Source organism: Niallia oryzisoli (genome assembly GCF_043641075.1).
Classification (GTDB): Bacteria; Bacillota; Bacilli; order Bacillales; family Cytobacillaceae; genus Bacillus_BD; species Bacillus_BD oryzisoli_A.
The window spans coordinates 777,184-793,677 of the sequence record NZ_JBHZRC010000001.1 but is presented as its reverse complement, the minus strand read 5'-3'; the positions used below and the strand labels follow the sequence as shown (position 1 = coordinate 793,677).

Here is a 16,494-nt window from a genome sequence, read left to right as displayed (position 1 = left end):
ACGGATCGCTGTTTTTTATTTATCCTGCATCTTTTTCTGTCTATATATATAGAAGAAAGAAAATTGGTTAAATATTCCTCTCATTTTCAAGTTAGATGAGTGGCAACCTACTAATGCTGCCACTCTAGAAAAAGGGGCAATGCTATGTACAAATTGAGGGGGATGATTATGGGTATACTTAGCGGAAATCCGAAAGAGGAGCCAATGCATTATGGAGAGGTTTTTGCATTGTGGACACATTTAACTGCATCAAAAGCCTTTGTGGCCGGATATGAAACGCTTTTAAATCATATTGGTGATGAGGATTTGAAAAAACTGGTTGAGGACGTAGTAGAAAATGGAACAAAGGCTGAAATTGAAGAGGTCGAAATCATTTTAAAAGAAAATGGTGTCGGGCTGCCACCTACACCACCAGAACGTCCAAAGGCTTGTTTGGAGCAGATTCCTCCAGGTGCACGTTTTATGGATCCGGAAATTGCCAATCAGCTTGGTGTTGATCTTGCTGCTGGTCTTGTAAGCTGCAGTACTGTTATCGGACAGTGCATACGTGAGGATATTGCTATGATGTATGGTCAATTCCATATGAAAAAAGCGCAATATGCAGCAAAAACACTTAAGTTGCTGAAAGAAAAAGGCTGGCTTGTACCGCCGCCGCTCCATTTTGACAAAGCAGAATGTTAAGGGATGGTGCAAAGCGATGTCAAAAGCAGGCGAGTTTCAAGATAAAGAACAATATAGGATGCCTAACGCATTAAAGCAACAAAAGGATTTTCATTACCGGGTTGGCTACACATCGACAACCGGAAATGAAACGAATCGGAAGGAAGAGCCTGGTAAAAGATCAGACCTAGAAAGTTAGGTCCCAGTACTTCTCTATACAAAAAGAACGCTTGATATAAATCAAGCGTTCTTTTTGTATATGAATTAATGTTGTTTGTTTGGCAGCTTACCACTTGGATTCCCTCTGCCTTGGCGTTTTCGATTTTGTTCATCTTTTTGTTGTTTTTCATGTAATTTCTCAACAAACTGATTTGTATTCTCCATTTCAATCCCTCCTTTATTCTAGGCGCTAGTTGTTACTTTCTCCATTTCCTTGAAAAAAATGTATTAGATGAACACGATAATAAATCCCTTATGGAAAAAGAATTATAATGATAATTTTCTTGCAGCATTATGTGCTAATTACACAAAAAGGCCTCGAGTTTGCCGAATATAAAACTACATAATCATATTATGGTAAACTAATTTAATGAAAAATACAGTATGTGCTAATTACACAACTTAACTGATTACTTTCGTCCGTTATCCAGCAACGTTTGTTTTTGATTTCACTCGATTTTTACTAGAGAATCATGTAAGCAAAATGGCCTATTTCCAATGGTAAAAGCCCAATATCTACACACTTACCCAATGAATGAATAATCTATCCTAGATATATAGAGGAGGCGCATTCCCGATGGAATTTTTAAAATTACCAAAAAGGACCTCAGGAAACCGGAAGTTTGGACTAACATCGATCATTGATAAAGGCACTCCAATAGGAGAATTAGAGAATATACTTAAGGATTTTCATCACATTATAGATATTGCTAAATTTGGAATGGGAACTGCCTATGTTACTCGAAATATAAAGGAAAAAATTGAGCTTTATAAAGAATATCAAATTAAGCCCTATTTTGGGGGAACTTTATTTGAAAAGTGCTATTTACAACAAAAGCTTCCTGATTTTTTAAATTGCTTAAGGGAATTGGGTATAGAGTGGGTAGAGGTATCAAATGGTACAATCGATATTAAACTAGAGGAACGACTAGACATCATTAATGAAATAAAAAAGGAATTCCTCGTGATTGCAGAGGTTGGTTCAAAGGATTCTGCACAGGAAATGACGATTGAAGAATGGCAGGAGGAAATAAATATATTATTAGCAGCAGGCTGCAAATATGTCATTACAGAGGGCAGAGATTCAGGTACAGCTGGTATTTATGATAGAAATGGAAGACTAAAAGCAGATTTAATTCAGGAACTGGTAAAAGGAATCGATAGCAATAAAGTCATTTTTGAGGCACCAACTACAAAACATCAAAGCTATTTTATTAATCAATTAGGGGCAAATGTGAATTTAGGAAATGTAAATATCAATGACGTATTACTTTTAGAAACACAAAGATGCGGGCTTAGAAGTGATACGTTTTATTTGGAGGAAACTGAATGCGAGCTACGTTCATAAGACACTTACCAACAGAATGGAATAAGAAGACCTTGCTTCAAGGAAAAAGGGATATTGATATTTCTCCTATAACCGAAAGGCTTCAGGTAGAAATTCATGAAAATCAAAAGCTTCTTTCTACATTAGCTCCATTTAATTTAGTTTTGGCCAGTACCTTGAAGAGGACACATCAAACGGCTCAATTATATGGTTATCGTGCTGAAACCGAGGGGCTGTTGGATGAGTTGGATTTTGGACCATTTGAAGGGCGTCCAAAGGAAGAGCTTTTTAAAGCCTATGGAAGGGGTTGGGAGGATAATCCTCAGGAAATAGTCCTGGGTGAGAGTGTATTAAACCTGGAAAAGCGGATTAGGGACTTTCTCGATAAATATAAACAGCAAGAAAATATCCTCCTATTTGGTCACGGCTCGTGGATCAGAGCGATTGTTTCATATGCCCAATATGGGCATATAAATTATATGAATAAAATAATCGTTCGAAATAACGAATGTATTACATTGACATTTGACTGATTGTCACGATGGCATCGGAAAGGGAGGGCTTACTATTGTCAGAAATATTATCGTATGAAAATTGGGATAATAAAAAGGTTGAAGGCATGCTGGGTAATCTCAAGGATTATTTCGATGTGTTAAAATGGGCATTTAACGAATATGGCGATGAAATTGTATATGCCTGTAGTTTCGGTGCAGAGGGAATCGTACTAATAGATTTAATTTCAAAGGTGAATAAACAAGCTAAAATTATTTTTCTGGACACCGGGCTGCATTTTAAAGAAACCTATGAATTAATTGAAAAAGTAAAAGAACGGTATCCTTCGTTACAAATTACAAAAGTGAAACCTGTAAGCTCTTTAGATGAACAGGCAAAATGGTATGGAGACGAGTTATGGAAACATAACCCAAATCTTTGCTGCCATATGCGGAAGGTGGTTCCACTAAAAGAGGCCTTAAAGGATGCCAAGGCATGGATATCAGGTTTACGACGAGACCAGTCTCCATCAAGAAGCAAGACACAATTTATTAATAAAGATGATAAATTCCAGAAAATAAAGATCTGTCCTATTATCCATTGGACATGGGAGGATATCCAAACCTATATCCAATTAAACAAACTTCCTTTTAATCCATTACACGATAAAGGTTATTCAAGTATAGGCTGTGCCCCTTGTACACAGCCAGTTTTGGGCAATGAGGATCAACGCGCTGGACGATGGGCAGGGTTTTCAAAATCAGAGTGCGGTTTACACCAAGGTAAATGAGAAAGTTAGCTTTCATAAAATGAGTGGAGAAGGTTCCAATTGGGGATCTTCTTTTCGTTTGTAGGAATAAAGGGAAAGAAAAAGTGTTGGATGAACGAATAGGAGTCAATTAAATAACCATAATAACATTTAAAAGGAGCTGAAAAAATTGAAACATGTAAAAGATTTTACAATCAAATTTATTTCAAATCTAGTTCTTTTGTATGTTATTCTAGGATTATTCTATGGAATGGAATTTGGAAATGTATTCTTAATTTCATTAGTATTAGGAATCGTTTCTTATTTGATTGGGGATAGGCTGATATTACCAAAAACGAATAATACTATGGCAACGCTTGCAGATTTTGGACTTGCGTTATTGGTCATTTGGTCTATGAGTGAAAGTTTTACTCGAGGTGACAATATATTTACCGTGTCTTTACTTGCAGCTCTAGCTGTTACGTTGTTTGAATACTTCTTTCATAAGTATGTTTCTAATAATGCTACGAAAGAAGATAGTCAAGAAAAGATTAATCCATCTACAAGCTTACGTTTTCAGACGGAGGCCTCAGAGGAGCTGTCTCCTCAAAGAAAAGACCTTACTAACGACATAGAAAAAGATGACCTATATTAAAAAAATAAAAAACAGCTGTAAAGCTGTTTTTTATTTTTGTCATCGATCAAATTTCAATGATGATGGGGAGGATCATAGGCTTTCTTTTTGTTTCAGCATACACATATTGACCAACTGTTTTTTTGATCGTTTGTTTTGCAACTTTCCATTGGAGATGTCTACTTTCCTTCTGTAATTCTTCAATCGCTTTTTTCGAAAGATGATTTACTTCTTTAATGAGGTATTCAGAATCCTTAACGAAAACAAATCCGCGAGAAATGGTGTCAGGTCCGGAAATCATTTTTCCTTCATTTCTACTGATTGTAATCACGATCACTAACATGCCGTCTTCAGAAAGCTGCTTGCGGTCCCTTAAGATAATGTCACCGACATCGCCAACACCCCAGCCGTCGATATAAGTATCTCCTGACGCTACTTTTCTAGTCTGCCGTGCCAATCCATTTTGTATATCAACAACATCACCATTATTTATGATAAATGTATGGTTCTTTTCTACTCCGACTGATTCTGCTAATAACCGATGATGATGGAGCATTCTGTATTCACCATGAATGGGGATAAAATACTCGGGTTTCATTAATGTTATCATTAATTTTAAATCTTCCTGATAGCCATGTCCTGATACATGCATACCTGTTTTAGCAGAGCCACCGTAGATCACGTTCGCTCCTAGTATAAATAAGTTATCAACGATTCGTGAAACACCTTTTTCATTCCCTGGAATTGGTGATGCAGCTAGAATCACGGTATCGTTTGGTAAGATAGAAACATCGCGATAACTTGAAGTAGATAATCGTGAAAGTGCTGCTAAGGGTTCACCCTGGCTGCCCGTGCATAAAATTACGACCTTCTCCGGAGGAAGCTGATCCACTTCGTGTGGTTCAATTATCATCCCATCTGGAATATTGATATACCCGCGTTCCATTGCAACAGATACCACATTCACCATACTACGTCCAAGCAATGCAAGCTTTCGGTTCGTTTTGATGGAAGCTTCTACAATTTGTTGAACCCGATTGATGTTGGAGGCAAATGTGGAAATGATAATTTTTTGTTCGGCCTTCATAAATGCCTCTTCAATTTGCCCGCCGACAAGCATTTCAGAAGGGGTTAAGCCAGGACGTTCTGCATTTGTGCTTTCAGAAATAAGTGCCAGGACTCCTTGGTTACCAATTTCAGCCATTCGATGGATATCTGAGTATTGATTATTCACAGGGGTTAAATCAAATTTGAAATCTCCTGTATGAACAATATTTCCCTCTGGTGTATGAAAAACCACGCCTAAGCAATCCGGGATACTATGGCTGATTCTGAAAAAACTGGTACTGATTTGTCCAAATTCAAGCTTTGACTCAGAATCAATTGGGATTAGCTTTGTATCACGCAAAAGCTTATGTTCATCTAATTTCAATTCAATTAACCCCAGGGTAAAACGAGAGCCATAAATTGGAACGTTTAACTTCTTTAAAAAGTAGGGAATTCCTCCAATATGGTCTTCATGTCCATGTGTCACAATTAAGGCACGAATATTTTCTTTGTTTTCCTCTAAGTAAGTGATATCAGGAATGATTAAATCAATCCCTAATAAACTTTCGTCAGGGAATTTACCACCACAGTCGATGATAATAATATCATTTCCATACTGAACAACATACATGTTTTTTCCAATTTCATTAATGCCGCCTAAGGCAAAAAAGGATAGTGTATTATTATTCATTTTAGATCGCCCCTCCATTAAAATCAGTATTCTTAGTATTCCCATTCTAAGTTTAAAAAAATGTATGAAAAGTAAAAGCTGGAAGCTGATAAGGTCAATTTTTACCGGGTAAAGTAATCGCACTGCCGAAAAATTGTTGGTTATGCCGATAGACTCCTTTCTGTACATGCAGGTGAGAATTCTTATAGTGCAGAATATAAGAAATTAGGTTTGAGTCTCTACCTTTTTTACAAAAATGTAGAGAACCTGTCCTTCTTATCCATTTCGCTGCATATAGTAGAGCAAGCAAAGTGTTTAGGGGGAAAACTATGTTTCAATTTCTGGAAAAGGCAATCATTGGGATGGCTTTATTACGACTGCTTTCTGGCAGCATTGAAATTTTCGTTGCTTTTTTGTTTATTAAATTTAATGATATTGAAAAGGCCCTGATGATAAACAGTTCACTTGCCTTAATAGGCCCGCTTATTCTAATCATAACAACAACCATTGGCTTAGTTGGTATTGCGGACAAAATTTCATTTATGAAGCTGATTTGGATATTTGCGGGAGTAGCCTGCATCCTTTATGGGGTTAGAAGCAGTTAATTGAAAGAGAAGGAATCGTTAATAAACAAAAAAGCGCTTATGAGCGCTTTTTGTTATCGATCGGGGTCCTTTGGCTTTAGAATACGCGGACGCCGATTTTTTAATGGCATAGGTGATCTCAATAAGACATCCCGAAACGCACGAAGGTTAAATGGGATGAAGGGCCATAGGTATGGAACGCCAAAGGATTTCATGCGGGTAAGCATGAAAATAAATACAACGATTCCGATTACATATCCATATGTATGGAATAATGCCGTTGAAAGTAAAAGACCAATGCGTACCAGTCTATTTGCTAAACTAAGTTCATAACTAGGTGTGGCAAAGGTTCCAATTGCTGCTACGGAAAAATACAGTATTACTTCATTTGTGAACAGCCCTACCTCGACAGCAATCTGGCCGATCATTAATGCTGCAACGAGTCCAAGTGCAGTTGCCAGTGAAGTGGGGGTATGTATGGCGGCCATTCGCAGCATGTCCATTCCGACTTCAATTAATAAAAATTGCAGAAGTAATGGGATTTGACCAGGGTCATTAGGTCCGATAAAGTCGATTTCTCCTGGTACAAGCCCTGGTTCAACATTAAGTAAATACCAGAGGGGCATTAAAAAAATAGAACCAAAAATTGCTAAATAGCGGACAAAACGCAGATAGGCACCGGCTATTGGATTGTTTCGATATTCTTCCGCATGCTGTACATGATGCCAATAGGTAACAGGTGTAATCATAGCGGATGGCGACCCATCCGTAAAAATAATGACATGTCCTTCAAATAAATGAACTGCAGCCGTATCGGGACGTTCAGTATAACGGACAACTGGGAAGGGGTTCCAATAGCTGCCTGAAATATATTCTTCAATTGTTTTGTCAGCCATAGGAAGTCCGTCTGTGTCTATATTACCTATTGTATCTTTTAGGTTTTTAATCATTTTCGGATCTGCAATGTCTTCAATATAACAGATCACAATATCTGTTTTAGAACGGCGGCCAACCTGCATAAATTCCATTCGTAATGTTCGGTCCCTAACTCTTCTTCTTGTTAAGGCAGTATTAAAGACAATCGTTTCGACAAAGCCGTCTCTAGAACCTCTGACAACCCGCTCTGTATCAGGCTCTTCCGGTCCTCTGACCGGATAAGTCCTTGCATCAATTACTATAACTTCATCGATACCGTCAACTACAAAAGCAGTTGGACCCATTAGAACAGTATCGACAACCTTATTTAAATCATCTGACGTATCAATTTCAACATAAGGGATATATGTTTTAAGGAGCTTTTTTAATCGATCCTTTTCCAGCTCCTCTTTTTTGACTTTAGCCAAAAACTTCATTAATAAATGAAGAAGATCGTCTTTGATTAGGCCATCAACAAGAAAAAGCGCCATTTTTACTTCTGCATATTCGACATCCAGATGAATAATATCGAAACTTTTTCCAACCCCAAGCTCTTGCCTCAAATAGTCTACGTTGTCTTTAATATTGGTTGAGACAAGTTTTTTCTTCATATCTTTATCTTCCATAATTCACCTCAAAAACAACCTCTTCTTTTTTTCCTAATACTACTAGGCTATTCCCATGATAGACATTAGAAAGAAAAATAATACTATCTTCTTTTATTTGAAAAAGTTATTATTTTCACAAGGTTTAAGACGCTAAATAAGCTTAATTCCGCTAAAGAGAATGATTATGGCTAATATCGCACGCAGTGGTTTAGCTGGTAGTTTGGATGACAGAGTGCTGCCCATTATGACACCAGGAATTGAACCGATTAAAAGATTTAATGCTAATACGTAATCGACATTCCCAATCCCTGCATGTAAAATCCCAGCTACGGTTACTAACAGAAATGCATGGGCAATATCTGTCCCGACCAGTTCGGCAGGGGTCAGCTTATACAAAAAAATCATCACTAATGCAAATAAAGATCCAGACCCAATGGAGGTTAAGCCAACGATAAATCCTAATACAACCCCAATGGTAATGGTTAAGGCTCGCTTCTCCAGTAAAGATTTCTTTTGGATCGAATTAAATTCATATATATCCTTCATAAATGTTTTTATTAGTGTGGTAATAGCAACTAATATGAGTACATATCCAAGTGCATGTTTGATGACATCCTCCTGGTTATGGAAAAAAGAATCAAAAAGGTGAAGAAGTCCAACTGCTAAGGAAGCGCTGGGAATGCTTCCAATGGCGAGGTATTTCACTATCCTTAGATTGATCGTTTTTTGCCTCCAATGCTGAACAGAGCCAAACAATTTAGTTACGGAATTATAGACCAAATCTGTTCCTACCGCTATGGTAGGATTAATTCCTAATAATATTAAAATTGGTGTTAACAGGGCAGCTCCTCCTACACCGGTTAGACCAACCAGGAAACCTACCAGCAGGCCCATTAACATAATTGCTAAACTCATGAGGTGCACTCTCCAAACATACCTTATTAGCTTTATTAAAAAATATATACTCAATTTATGTTCTGGGGATTTGCCTTGTTACACCTTGGGTACAGAAATAAACAAAAAAAAATGCCCAGCCTGTTAGGGGCCGGACTTTCATGCTGCACGTTGTGAAAAGAGCTATTTTTCTTTTTCCTTTTCCTCGTTCAATTTGATTTGTTTACATCCAACATATAGGCAGGAGAGGATATCAAGGTCAGGCTTGGCTTTGGCCAATCCTTTAATATAGGGTGTAACTAAATCTTTAAAGTCAGCTCCAACGGCTTCTTCTTCTAAAATGCCATAAACATACAACTTTTTTTCATCAAATAAAAAAGCAACATTTCCGACTGCTTTATCAGCTGAGTCTAGTACGTTAAGTACTTGAAATTCTGGTGTAATGACCTCGGGTGAAAAATAAATTTGCAACTTTTTTCCATCTCCTTACGTAAACTGTAATTTTTCAAACAGTGTATCTTTTTCTTTTTCCGTATCTTTTGATGATTCCTTCTTCCCTACATGAATAAACGCCAAACATAATAAACCGACAAGGAGTGTTAAACCAGCTGTAGATAAAAACATTCCCGAGCGCGACCACTCCATTAATGCTCCATAAATAGGGGGTCCAACAGCTACGCCTAAAAAGCGAACGGATCCATATAAAGAAGTGACAAAGCCTCTTTGTTCCATCGAGACAGAGCCTGTGATAAAACTGTTGATACATGGTAAAGCAAGTCCTGTTCCAACACTGCTGATGACAAGTATCGCAAAAAAAGGAACTAACTTAGTAAAGAAAACAAGTACTCCAAAAGATACAGTCATAAGGAGCAATCCTAAAACAATTAATTTCTTCATCAGCTTCATATTTTTCCCTATTTTGCTGCCAGTAAAATAGGAGGTTGTTGTCATAAACAACAAAGGAATAGCTAATATACTTCCTTTTAATACACCATCGATTTTATAGTCCTTTTCAAGGATGTCGGAGATATAGAATAGTATTCCGAATAAAGTAAATAAACAGGTTGCTCCAGCAAGATAAGCAACAAAAAGCCAGCGTCCTTCTGTTTTAAACACTGAAACGAGACTCTTGACATATTCCCCAAACGAAGGAGGCTCTTTTTTCTTTTTCTTTTCTTTAATAAAAAATATCGTTAACAAGATAGAAATAAGGCAGAAAATTGGAAAGGCGAAAAATGCCGCGTACCAAAACAATAAAGCTAATAATGAACCTATGATTGGACTGACGACCTTTCCAAATCCATTTGAGGCTTCAACTAATCCAAGAACCTTACTTTGTTCTCCGCCCTTAAATAAATCACCTGTTAAAGCCATTGCCATGGACGTTGTACCGGCAGCACCGATACCCTGCATGATTCTCCCGGCAAGTATCCAAGTATAAGCGTTAGAAAACCACGCAGCGGAAGCGCCTGCTAAAATTCCTCCGCATCCGTACAAAATAAGAGCGGGGATAATCACTGCTTTTCGTGTAAATCGGTCAGAAAAATATCCTAGAATTGGAATCATTATAGCCGCGGATATTGAAAAGACGGTAATAATTAAGCTAGTCTGAAATTGAGATAAGTCCAATTCCGATTTCATTTTTGGAAGTATCGGAATTAACATGGAATTACCTAAGACCAGAATAAGCGGAATGGATCCAATTGCAGCTATGGTCATACCTTTATGTTTTTGCTTCGGCAATGAAAGTACACCCCCAACAATAAGAATCAGCCTTTCTATTATTAGATAGGATGCTAGCGTTTATACAGGTTTCTGAGCCTATTTATATAGGAAATAGCCCATAATCTACACAATCACCCAATTTTTGAATAATCTATCTTTAGACAATAAGAGAAGATTAGCGCAATATCTATTTGGCTTTTTCAAATTATTGGTTTAGGGGAGGAAAAGGCTGTGAATATTAATAGGCCGCATGGCGGGAAATTGGTGAATCGAATTGACCCAGAAGCAAGAATCGATAATACGACTATAAGTATTGAACTGAGTAATATGGAGCTAAGTGATTTAGAATTAATTGCGAATGGAGCCTATAGCCCCCTTGAAGGTTTTATGGAACAAAAAGATTATGAATCAGTCGTTCATAGGATGAGATTGTCTAACGGTTTGCCTTGGTCAATTCCTATTACTTTAGCGGTTGATACAAAGAGTGCGATGAAAATAAAGCCTGGTGATACCATTAAACTTGTGCAGAAAGAGACTTTATTTGGTGTGATGGAGGTTATAGAAACGTACATTCCCGATAAAACGACCGAAGCGGAAATGGTTTACAAAACAACTGATTTAAACCATCCGGGTGTAAAAAAACTGTTTGAACGCCCGAAAACATATGTGGCAGGTCCTATAACACTTGTGAGAAAACCTGAAAAGGATCAATTTAAGGAATATTATTTAGATCCGCTTAAAACGAGAGAGAATTTTAAAGAATTAGGATGGAATACCATTGTTGGGTTTCAAACCCGCAACCCGATTCATCGCGCACATGAGTACATTCAAAAGACAGCATTGGAGATAGTTGACGGTTTATTTTTAAATCCGCTTGTAGGTGAAACGAAATCAGATGATATTCCAAGTGAAATTAGAATGAAGAGCTATCAAGCACTGCTTGACAATTATTATCCAAAGGATCGCGTCTTCATGTCGGTTTTTCCTGCTGCTATGCGGTATGCCGGTCCAAGAGAAGCCATTTTTCATGCTCTTGTCCGAAAAAACTTTGGCTGTACTCATTTTATTGTCGGACGGGATCATGCTGGTGTTGGAAATTATTATGGCACCTATGATGCCCAAAAAATCTTTAGTCAATTTAATGAGGAAGAGCTTGGGATTAAACCGTTATTTTTTGAGCACAGTTTTTTTTGCAAAAAGTGCGAAAATATGGCATCAGAAAAAACGTGTCCACATACACAGCAGGATCGAATCATCCTATCTGGTACGGCAGTAAGAGGGATGTTGAAAAACGGACAGCATCCACCAAAAGAATTCAGCCGTAAAGAAGTAGTGGACATTTTGATTGAAGGTATGAAGGAAGTATATACAAAAGCATAAAGGATGTAGGTTATGAAAATAAGTAATAATATCACCTGGCATCATATGATAGTGACAAAGAAGGATCGTCATAAAGTCAATGGTCATAAAAGTTGCGTGCTTTGGTTTACAGGTCTTTCCGGGTCAGGGAAATCAACCTTGGCAAATGCGGTCGATTATGAGTTGTTTCAGCAAAACTTTCGAAGTTATGTTCTTGACGGGGATAACATCCGTCATGGATTAAATAATGATTTGCGTTTCGGTGATGAAGACAGAAAGGAAAATATCCGCCGAATTGGGGAAGTGGCGAAGCTATTTGTAGATAGTGGCATGATCGTGTCATCCGCTTTTATTTCTCCTTTTAGAGAAGACCGTATGCTTGTGCGGAATATGTTCGAGGTGGATGAATTTATTGAAATTTTTGTCAATTGTCCCATTCAGGTTTGTGAAAACCGTGACCCAAAAGGTTTATATAAAAGGGCAAGAAGTGGGGCTATTCCTCATTTCACAGGGATATCATCTCCTTACGAAAAGCCGCACAATCCTGAAATTCAAATTGATACAAGCCGAATGACAATTGAAGAATCTGTTCAAAAAATAGTTAAGTATTTAAAAGAAAAGCAGATCTTATAATGGATCTGCTATTTTTTTCGCCAATACGGCGATAATATTTTTACTTTTTGAATTTGCAGGTTATAAATTATATCAATCATGTTAGTTGAAATAAATTGGCATATGATTGCATAAATAACAATTTTGTAATCAATTACAAGTGAAGTTAGGACGAAAATGCAAAAGTTGATAGCCATCATGACTTTTCCAGGACTCCATTTTTTATACGAAGCAATCATGACAGCAGGGATAGCCATGCCGCCGCTGGAAGCACCCACTCTAATCAGAACGCCCACACCGATGCCAAAGAAAATACTGCCTGTGAAAATATCAAACAGTATATTGATATGCGGAAGGGAGAGGTCGGCACTAAGGATGCTGACAACTGTAGATGTTGTAGCAACTGCAATGATGGTTCTAACTGTCCATGTAAAGCCAAAATAATTTAATGCAAAAATTAAAAAGAAAATATTAGCCAGCCATAAAGAAAAGCCGAGGGATATGCCAAACCAATGATTGAGCAGAATGGCAATCCCAGCTCCTCCACCAGAAGGGATAGAGTGTGGAAATAAAAATAAGGACATGGACATGCCTTGAATAATAGCACCAACTAGCAAGTACGTATAAATTAACAAGAATCTTCTCATATATTATGTGAAATAATCCCTCAAATTTACCACCTTAAAGCCCTCCTTCTTATACTTATTCATATGAAGGAAAGGGATAAATAAGGACAAGTTCTTATCCCATCCTTAAAACTTTTTAGTACTACATGCTCGCCTTGGCTAATAGATAGCTTAATGATGAATGAAAGATGAACACAAGGAGAGTATAGGTATGAAAGGAGTCTGGAGCTTATGAAAAAACAACAAAAGACAAATGAACCAACACTTGCAGAAGGAATTAATACAGAAGATATTTTAGAAAAAGATGCTGATCAGCAGGAAATCAGCAATGGAGAATATACAAAGGTATTTAGTTTATCATTAGACGAAAATGATCCAAGTTAATTACCTGAACGCTATCTATCAATGTCAAGGGCTAGTTATTATTAACCGACTAGCCTTTTCTTCTTTTTGCAATTCGAATAATAACAGTAGGAAAATCGAATAATAAAGACATGAAATAATATAAAAGGGTTGATATCATGCCGCTAAATCAACAGCAAATGGCTAAATTTCGTTCAACGTTATTAGATATGAAGCAGGATATTGATGAAAGACAAGAAAGTAATGATATGTTTGGTTTAAATAAAGGTCATTATCATGAATCAATGGGAGAATTATCTAGCTATGATAATCATCCAGCAGACGAAGGAACTGACTTGTATGAGCGGGAAAAGGATGTGGCACTTCATCAGCATCAGGATTATGAACTTGAGAGCATTGAGGCTGCACTAAGGGCGATTGAAAATGGGACATATGGAAAATGTCTAACCTGTCAAAAGGAAATTCCATTTGAAAGGCTGGAGGCATTACCTAGTACATTATATTGTAAGGAGCACAGTCTCGATCAAACCATTTCGACCAATCGTCCAATTGAAGAAGGTGTATTAATGCCGCCATTTGGCAAGTTTGCTATGGATGAACAAGATGAAACAGTAGCCTTTGATGCAGAAGATTCATGGCAGGAGGTTGCTCAATGGGGGACTTCTGAAACTCCTTCAGATTTTGAATATCCGTCAGAAAGCTACCACGATACGTTTATGGATTATGATGATAACGTTGGCTATGTAGAGGATTACGAAAATTTTGTTGGTACCGATATTGAAGGGAAAAATATTACCATCTATCCAACAGAAAAACATCAAAAATATGAGGAAGCTCTGGATGAGGAAGGAATCATGACAACCTTTGGCGACCTGCCTGCATTTGAGCATGATCCATATGTTGAAGATCAAAATTCTAAAGAGGAATAATGGAGCAATCGAGGATGTTCCCACTATCTAAAGGAGTGTAGTGAATGGATCAATCACTTGAATATTTAAGGGAAATTCTATCCGGCCATACAGAAAATGATGATGTTGGTAAAAATCTGTATCATAAAATTTCTTCACATGATTACGCTTCCGAGGGTAATTTTGTTAGGGCATTAACTCAAGAAGAAAATGTTTACTTAAATCATATTTTAACGGAAGCCATTGATTATTCTAAACAAGAAAAGGATTATGTTAGGGCTCGACATTTAAATGAAGTGTATGAGTTATTATTTGTTTGAAGATGAAAGTATCAGGAGATGGTTCTACGGCCAAAAAGGAAAACCGAAGCAGGTTTTACCTTTTTGGCTTTTCTTTTTAGAAGGTACTAGCCAAATATAACGGTCGATAGTCCTGATGTTAATATAAATACAAAATCTGGAATAGTATAAAACTAAGACTATCGTGGCATTTTGTCGCTTTTTATCGAAATATGGTACAAACCAATGTATAATATGTAATGGTAGATATAGAAATGCATTTAGGGAGGATTACAAAAATGGAATGGGCAATAGCCATTTTGTTTGTCGTATCAATTGTTTTATTAATTATGTCGTTTCGCAAATCCAAGGATACTTCAAAAGCATTCGAAAAACAAATAGAAGAAACGTCCTTTACATTTATGGATGAAATTAATAAATTACAGCAGCAAATTCGTCAACTGGAGCTTGATGCTGAAATTACCGTGCAGGAAGCAGGAATACATGTTGGTACGTCTTCCTATCGTCAACTGTTACGGGAAATCCTTGAAATGCACAGACGAGGATATTCTTTTGATAGTATTGCAACGAAAAAGCAAATGAATACTGACGAGGTTATTCAATTACTTACCCCATATATAAAGTCGAAAGATGAGGGAGGGAAAGTAGCCAATGACATCTAATTCATTGCGCAGCTTCGCAGGGGGTCTTCTTGTTGCTGTAGTTGTCTGTGCTGCTGCCTATTATCTTGGTCCGAGTGAGGCGAATAGTGAGAAGCTTGATTCAGCGGAAAAGACAGCGGCATTATCAGTAGATGAAATGAAAAGCAGGCTTGCTGCTGAAGGCTATGTTATTCATACGGAAGAGGAATGGAATCAACAGACGTCTAAACCGGAACAAGCGAAAGAGGCGCAGGATGCAACAGAAGCAAAGGTTATCTATCGAACAATGCTGTCTGTTTCAACAGGTATGACAAGCATTGATGTAGGAAATGCTTTAGAGCAGGCGAAAATTATACCAAATGGCTGGGAGTTCGCTCAAGAAATTGAAAAGCGCGGTCTTTCGAATGAATTACGTCCGGGATTATATGAAATAGAAAGCGGAAAAACGGTGGATGAAATAATAGCAATTATTTATCAGTAGCGGACTGTAGTAGCAGTTCGCTTTTTTTATGTACAAAATATCCGCTTATTTGCTAGGCCAACACACATCCTTTTTGGACAGGTCCGAATATGCTATCTCATAATATTTAAATGAAGATGGAGGCAGAAAATGTGTGAATTTTGTACAAACCTTTATTTTGTAAAAAACAACAAAGATGTTTGCTCAAAAGATTACGAATATTTTTATCCACAACATGCACACACAGAACTAATCGTTGATACAGATTCTCAAATAGATGTACACCTCAAAGTTGACAAAGGACCCCAAGTAGATGCGCGCCCTAAAGCTGAAACAGAACCAATTGTTGATACGGAACCAATGGTTAAAACAAAACCAATTGTTGACACAGAACCGATTGTTGACGCAGGAACCAAAATAGATATTCTTCTTAACATAAATATAGATCTAAAAGTTGAAGGTGAACCAAAAGTCGATGTGCAACTAAAAGTAGATAGTGAACAAAACGTTGATGTCCAACCAAAAGTTGATGTACAATTAACAGTTGATAAAGCACCAGAAGTGGGGGCAGTACCTGTAGCTGAGGTGGAACCAGAGGAACCAGCGGAGCTAGAAGTAGAAGCCGAACCTGTAGCTGAGGTGGAACCAGAGGAACCAGCGGAGCTAGAAGTAGAAGCCGAACCTGTAGCTGAGGTGGAACCAG

General features: G+C 37.5%; 22 protein-coding genes. 15 read left to right on the top strand and 7 right to left on the bottom strand.

Features of this window, described 5'->3' with window-relative positions; translation table 11 throughout:
* The first annotated feature begins 168 nt into the window (after nucleotides 1-168).
* Nucleotides 169-681, top strand: a complete 513-nt coding sequence (locus ACHUFV_RS04095) for a DUF3231 family protein (protein WP_394232329.1) — start codon at nucleotides 169-171, stop codon at nucleotides 679-681.
* The gene (locus tag ACHUFV_RS04090) at nucleotides 662-859 is read left to right on the top strand and encodes a hypothetical protein (RefSeq protein WP_394232328.1); all 198 of its coding nucleotides are present in this window, start codon (nucleotides 662-664) and stop codon (nucleotides 857-859) included. The genes ACHUFV_RS04095 and ACHUFV_RS04090 overlap by 20 nt, the downstream gene beginning before the upstream one ends.
* A gap of 65 nt (nucleotides 860-924) precedes the next feature.
* Here the strand turns inward: ACHUFV_RS04090 and ACHUFV_RS04085 are convergent, their stop codons facing one another.
* The gene (locus ACHUFV_RS04085; RefSeq protein ID WP_150439335.1) at nucleotides 925-1,044 is read right to left on the bottom strand and encodes a DUF4023 domain-containing protein; all 120 of its coding nucleotides are present in this window, start codon (nucleotides 1,042-1,044) and stop codon (nucleotides 925-927) included.
* Between the two features lie 412 nt (nucleotides 1,045-1,456).
* Between ACHUFV_RS04085 and ACHUFV_RS04080 the strand changes: the two genes are divergently transcribed.
* The 4 genes from ACHUFV_RS04080 (at nucleotide 1,457) to ACHUFV_RS04065 (ending at nucleotide 4,101) form a co-directional block, all read left to right on the top strand.
* The gene (locus ACHUFV_RS04080) at nucleotides 1,457-2,227 is read left to right on the top strand and encodes a phosphosulfolactate synthase (RefSeq protein ID WP_394232327.1); all 771 of its coding nucleotides are present in this window, start codon (nucleotides 1,457-1,459) and stop codon (nucleotides 2,225-2,227) included.
* A complete protein-coding gene (locus ACHUFV_RS04075; protein WP_394232326.1) occupies nucleotides 2,209-2,739 on the top strand; it encodes a histidine phosphatase family protein in 531 nt (176 codons plus the stop codon). Before ACHUFV_RS04080 ends, ACHUFV_RS04075 begins: the two co-directional genes overlap by 19 nt.
* Before the next feature lie 35 nt (nucleotides 2,740-2,774).
* A complete protein-coding gene (locus ACHUFV_RS04070) occupies nucleotides 2,775-3,488 on the top strand; it encodes a phosphoadenylyl-sulfate reductase (RefSeq protein ID WP_394232325.1) in 714 nt (237 codons plus the stop codon).
* Nucleotides 3,489-3,636: 148 nt separating this feature from the next.
* Nucleotides 3,637-4,101, top strand: a complete 465-nt coding sequence (locus ACHUFV_RS04065) for a YndM family protein (RefSeq protein ID WP_394232324.1) — start codon at nucleotides 3,637-3,639, stop codon at nucleotides 4,099-4,101.
* Nucleotides 4,102-4,147: 46 nt separating this feature from the next.
* Here the strand turns inward: ACHUFV_RS04065 and ACHUFV_RS04060 are convergent, their stop codons facing one another.
* Entirely contained in the window at nucleotides 4,148-5,818 is a 1,671-nt protein-coding gene (locus ACHUFV_RS04060; protein ID WP_394232323.1) for a ribonuclease J, read from the bottom strand.
* 308 nt (nucleotides 5,819-6,126) lie between these two features.
* Between ACHUFV_RS04060 and ACHUFV_RS04055 the strand changes: the two genes are divergently transcribed.
* Nucleotides 6,127-6,402, top strand: a complete 276-nt coding sequence (locus ACHUFV_RS04055; protein WP_394232322.1) for a YqhV family protein — start codon at nucleotides 6,127-6,129, stop codon at nucleotides 6,400-6,402.
* A gap of 53 nt (nucleotides 6,403-6,455) precedes the next feature.
* Here ACHUFV_RS04055 and ACHUFV_RS04050 read toward each other — a convergent pair whose 3' ends face one another.
* The 4 genes from ACHUFV_RS04050 to ACHUFV_RS04035 all read right to left on the bottom strand — a co-directional run bounded on the left by ACHUFV_RS04050 (nucleotide 6,456) and on the right by ACHUFV_RS04035 (nucleotide 10,517).
* Nucleotides 6,456-7,922, bottom strand: a complete 1,467-nt coding sequence (locus ACHUFV_RS04050) for a spore germination protein (protein WP_394232321.1) — start codon at nucleotides 7,920-7,922, stop codon at nucleotides 6,456-6,458.
* A 132-nt stretch (nucleotides 7,923-8,054) separates the two neighbouring features.
* Complete coding sequence (locus ACHUFV_RS04045; protein WP_394232320.1) at nucleotides 8,055-8,819, bottom strand: sulfite exporter TauE/SafE family protein; 765 nt, start codon at nucleotides 8,817-8,819, stop codon at nucleotides 8,055-8,057.
* A gap of 162 nt (nucleotides 8,820-8,981) precedes the next feature.
* The gene (locus tag ACHUFV_RS04040) at nucleotides 8,982-9,269 is read right to left on the bottom strand and encodes a hypothetical protein (RefSeq protein ID WP_394232319.1); all 288 of its coding nucleotides are present in this window, start codon (nucleotides 9,267-9,269) and stop codon (nucleotides 8,982-8,984) included.
* A 15-nt stretch (nucleotides 9,270-9,284) separates the two neighbouring features.
* Nucleotides 9,285-10,517 carry an MFS transporter gene (locus ACHUFV_RS04035; RefSeq protein ID WP_394233372.1) on the bottom strand — a complete coding sequence of 411 codons (1,233 nt, stop codon included), beginning with the start codon at nucleotides 10,515-10,517 and terminating at the stop codon, nucleotides 9,285-9,287.
* 237 nt (nucleotides 10,518-10,754) lie between these two features.
* Here ACHUFV_RS04035 and sat point away from each other — a divergent pair, with 237 nt between their 5' ends.
* On the top strand, nucleotides 10,755-11,903 hold the full coding sequence (gene sat, locus ACHUFV_RS04030) for a sulfate adenylyltransferase (protein ID WP_394232318.1): 1,149 nt from the start codon (nucleotides 10,755-10,757) through the stop codon (nucleotides 11,901-11,903).
* A 12-nt stretch (nucleotides 11,904-11,915) separates the two neighbouring features.
* Nucleotides 11,916-12,515: an adenylyl-sulfate kinase gene (gene cysC, locus ACHUFV_RS04025; protein WP_394232317.1), complete on the top strand. Its 600-nt coding sequence runs from the start codon at nucleotides 11,916-11,918 to the stop codon at nucleotides 12,513-12,515.
* 8 nt (nucleotides 12,516-12,523) lie between these two features.
* Here the strand turns inward: cysC and ACHUFV_RS04020 are convergent, their stop codons facing one another.
* A complete protein-coding gene (locus ACHUFV_RS04020) occupies nucleotides 12,524-13,141 on the bottom strand; it encodes a YitT family protein (RefSeq protein WP_394232316.1) in 618 nt (205 codons plus the stop codon).
* A 210-nt stretch (nucleotides 13,142-13,351) separates the two neighbouring features.
* Here ACHUFV_RS04020 and ACHUFV_RS04015 point away from each other — a divergent pair, with 210 nt between their 5' ends.
* The 6 genes from ACHUFV_RS04015 to ACHUFV_RS03990 form a co-directional block, all read left to right on the top strand.
* Nucleotides 13,352-13,504 (top strand): hypothetical protein, encoded by a 153-nt coding sequence (locus ACHUFV_RS04015; RefSeq protein WP_394232315.1) that lies wholly within the window; start codon nucleotides 13,352-13,354, stop codon nucleotides 13,502-13,504.
* A 137-nt stretch (nucleotides 13,505-13,641) separates the two neighbouring features.
* Nucleotides 13,642-14,412 carry a TraR/DksA C4-type zinc finger protein gene (locus tag ACHUFV_RS04010; RefSeq protein WP_394232314.1) on the top strand — a complete coding sequence of 257 codons (771 nt, stop codon included), beginning with the start codon at nucleotides 13,642-13,644 and terminating at the stop codon, nucleotides 14,410-14,412.
* Between the two features lie 44 nt (nucleotides 14,413-14,456).
* Nucleotides 14,457-14,711, top strand: coding sequence for a sigma-G-dependent sporulation-specific acid-soluble spore protein CsgA (locus tag ACHUFV_RS04005; protein WP_394232313.1), 255 nt, complete (start codon nucleotides 14,457-14,459; stop codon nucleotides 14,709-14,711).
* A gap of 257 nt (nucleotides 14,712-14,968) precedes the next feature.
* A complete protein-coding gene (locus tag ACHUFV_RS04000) occupies nucleotides 14,969-15,352 on the top strand; it encodes a hypothetical protein (RefSeq protein ID WP_394232312.1) in 384 nt (127 codons plus the stop codon).
* A complete protein-coding gene (locus ACHUFV_RS03995; protein ID WP_394232311.1) occupies nucleotides 15,342-15,812 on the top strand; it encodes a hypothetical protein in 471 nt (156 codons plus the stop codon). Before ACHUFV_RS04000 ends, ACHUFV_RS03995 begins: the two co-directional genes overlap by 11 nt.
* A 129-nt stretch (nucleotides 15,813-15,941) precedes the next feature.
* Nucleotides 15,942-16,494: hypothetical protein (locus ACHUFV_RS03990; protein WP_394232310.1), on the top strand; the 553-nt coding region annotated here is incomplete at its 3' end.

Excerpts from the sequence above, each read along its gene's own strand:
- ACHUFV_RS04095 (WP_394232329.1), top strand. The coding sequence starts at position 169 with ATGGGTATACTTAGCGGAAATCCGAAAGAGGAGCCAATGCATTATGGA.
- ACHUFV_RS04085 (WP_150439335.1), bottom strand. The coding sequence starts at position 1,044 with ATGGAGAATACAAATCAGTTTGTTGAGAAATTACATGAAAAACAACAA.
- ACHUFV_RS04080 (WP_394232327.1), top strand. The coding sequence starts at position 1,457 with ATGGAATTTTTAAAATTACCAAAAAGGACCTCAGGAAACCGGAAGTTT.
- ACHUFV_RS04075 (WP_394232326.1), top strand. The coding sequence starts at position 2,209 with ATGCGAGCTACGTTCATAAGACACTTACCAACAGAATGGAATAAGAAG.
- ACHUFV_RS04060 (WP_394232323.1), bottom strand. The coding sequence starts at position 5,818 with ATGAATAATAATACACTATCCTTTTTTGCCTTAGGCGGCATTAATGAA.
- ACHUFV_RS04055 (WP_394232322.1), top strand. The coding sequence starts at position 6,127 with ATGTTTCAATTTCTGGAAAAGGCAATCATTGGGATGGCTTTATTACGA.
- ACHUFV_RS04050 (WP_394232321.1), bottom strand. The coding sequence starts at position 7,922 with ATGGAAGATAAAGATATGAAGAAAAAACTTGTCTCAACCAATATTAAA.
- ACHUFV_RS04045 (WP_394232320.1), bottom strand. The coding sequence starts at position 8,819 with ATGAGTTTAGCAATTATGTTAATGGGCCTGCTGGTAGGTTTCCTGGTT.
- ACHUFV_RS04035 (WP_394233372.1), bottom strand. The coding sequence starts at position 10,517 with ATGACCATAGCTGCAATTGGATCCATTCCGCTTATTCTGGTCTTAGGT.
- cysC (WP_394232317.1), top strand. The coding sequence starts at position 11,916 with ATGAAAATAAGTAATAATATCACCTGGCATCATATGATAGTGACAAAG.
- ACHUFV_RS04020 (WP_394232316.1), bottom strand. The coding sequence starts at position 13,141 with ATGAGAAGATTCTTGTTAATTTATACGTACTTGCTAGTTGGTGCTATT.
- ACHUFV_RS04015 (WP_394232315.1), top strand. The coding sequence starts at position 13,352 with ATGAAAAAACAACAAAAGACAAATGAACCAACACTTGCAGAAGGAATT.
- ACHUFV_RS04010 (WP_394232314.1), top strand. The coding sequence starts at position 13,642 with ATGCCGCTAAATCAACAGCAAATGGCTAAATTTCGTTCAACGTTATTA.
- ACHUFV_RS04005 (WP_394232313.1), top strand. The coding sequence starts at position 14,457 with ATGGATCAATCACTTGAATATTTAAGGGAAATTCTATCCGGCCATACA.
- ACHUFV_RS04000 (WP_394232312.1), top strand. The coding sequence starts at position 14,969 with ATGGAATGGGCAATAGCCATTTTGTTTGTCGTATCAATTGTTTTATTA.
- ACHUFV_RS03995 (WP_394232311.1), top strand. The coding sequence starts at position 15,342 with ATGACATCTAATTCATTGCGCAGCTTCGCAGGGGGTCTTCTTGTTGCT.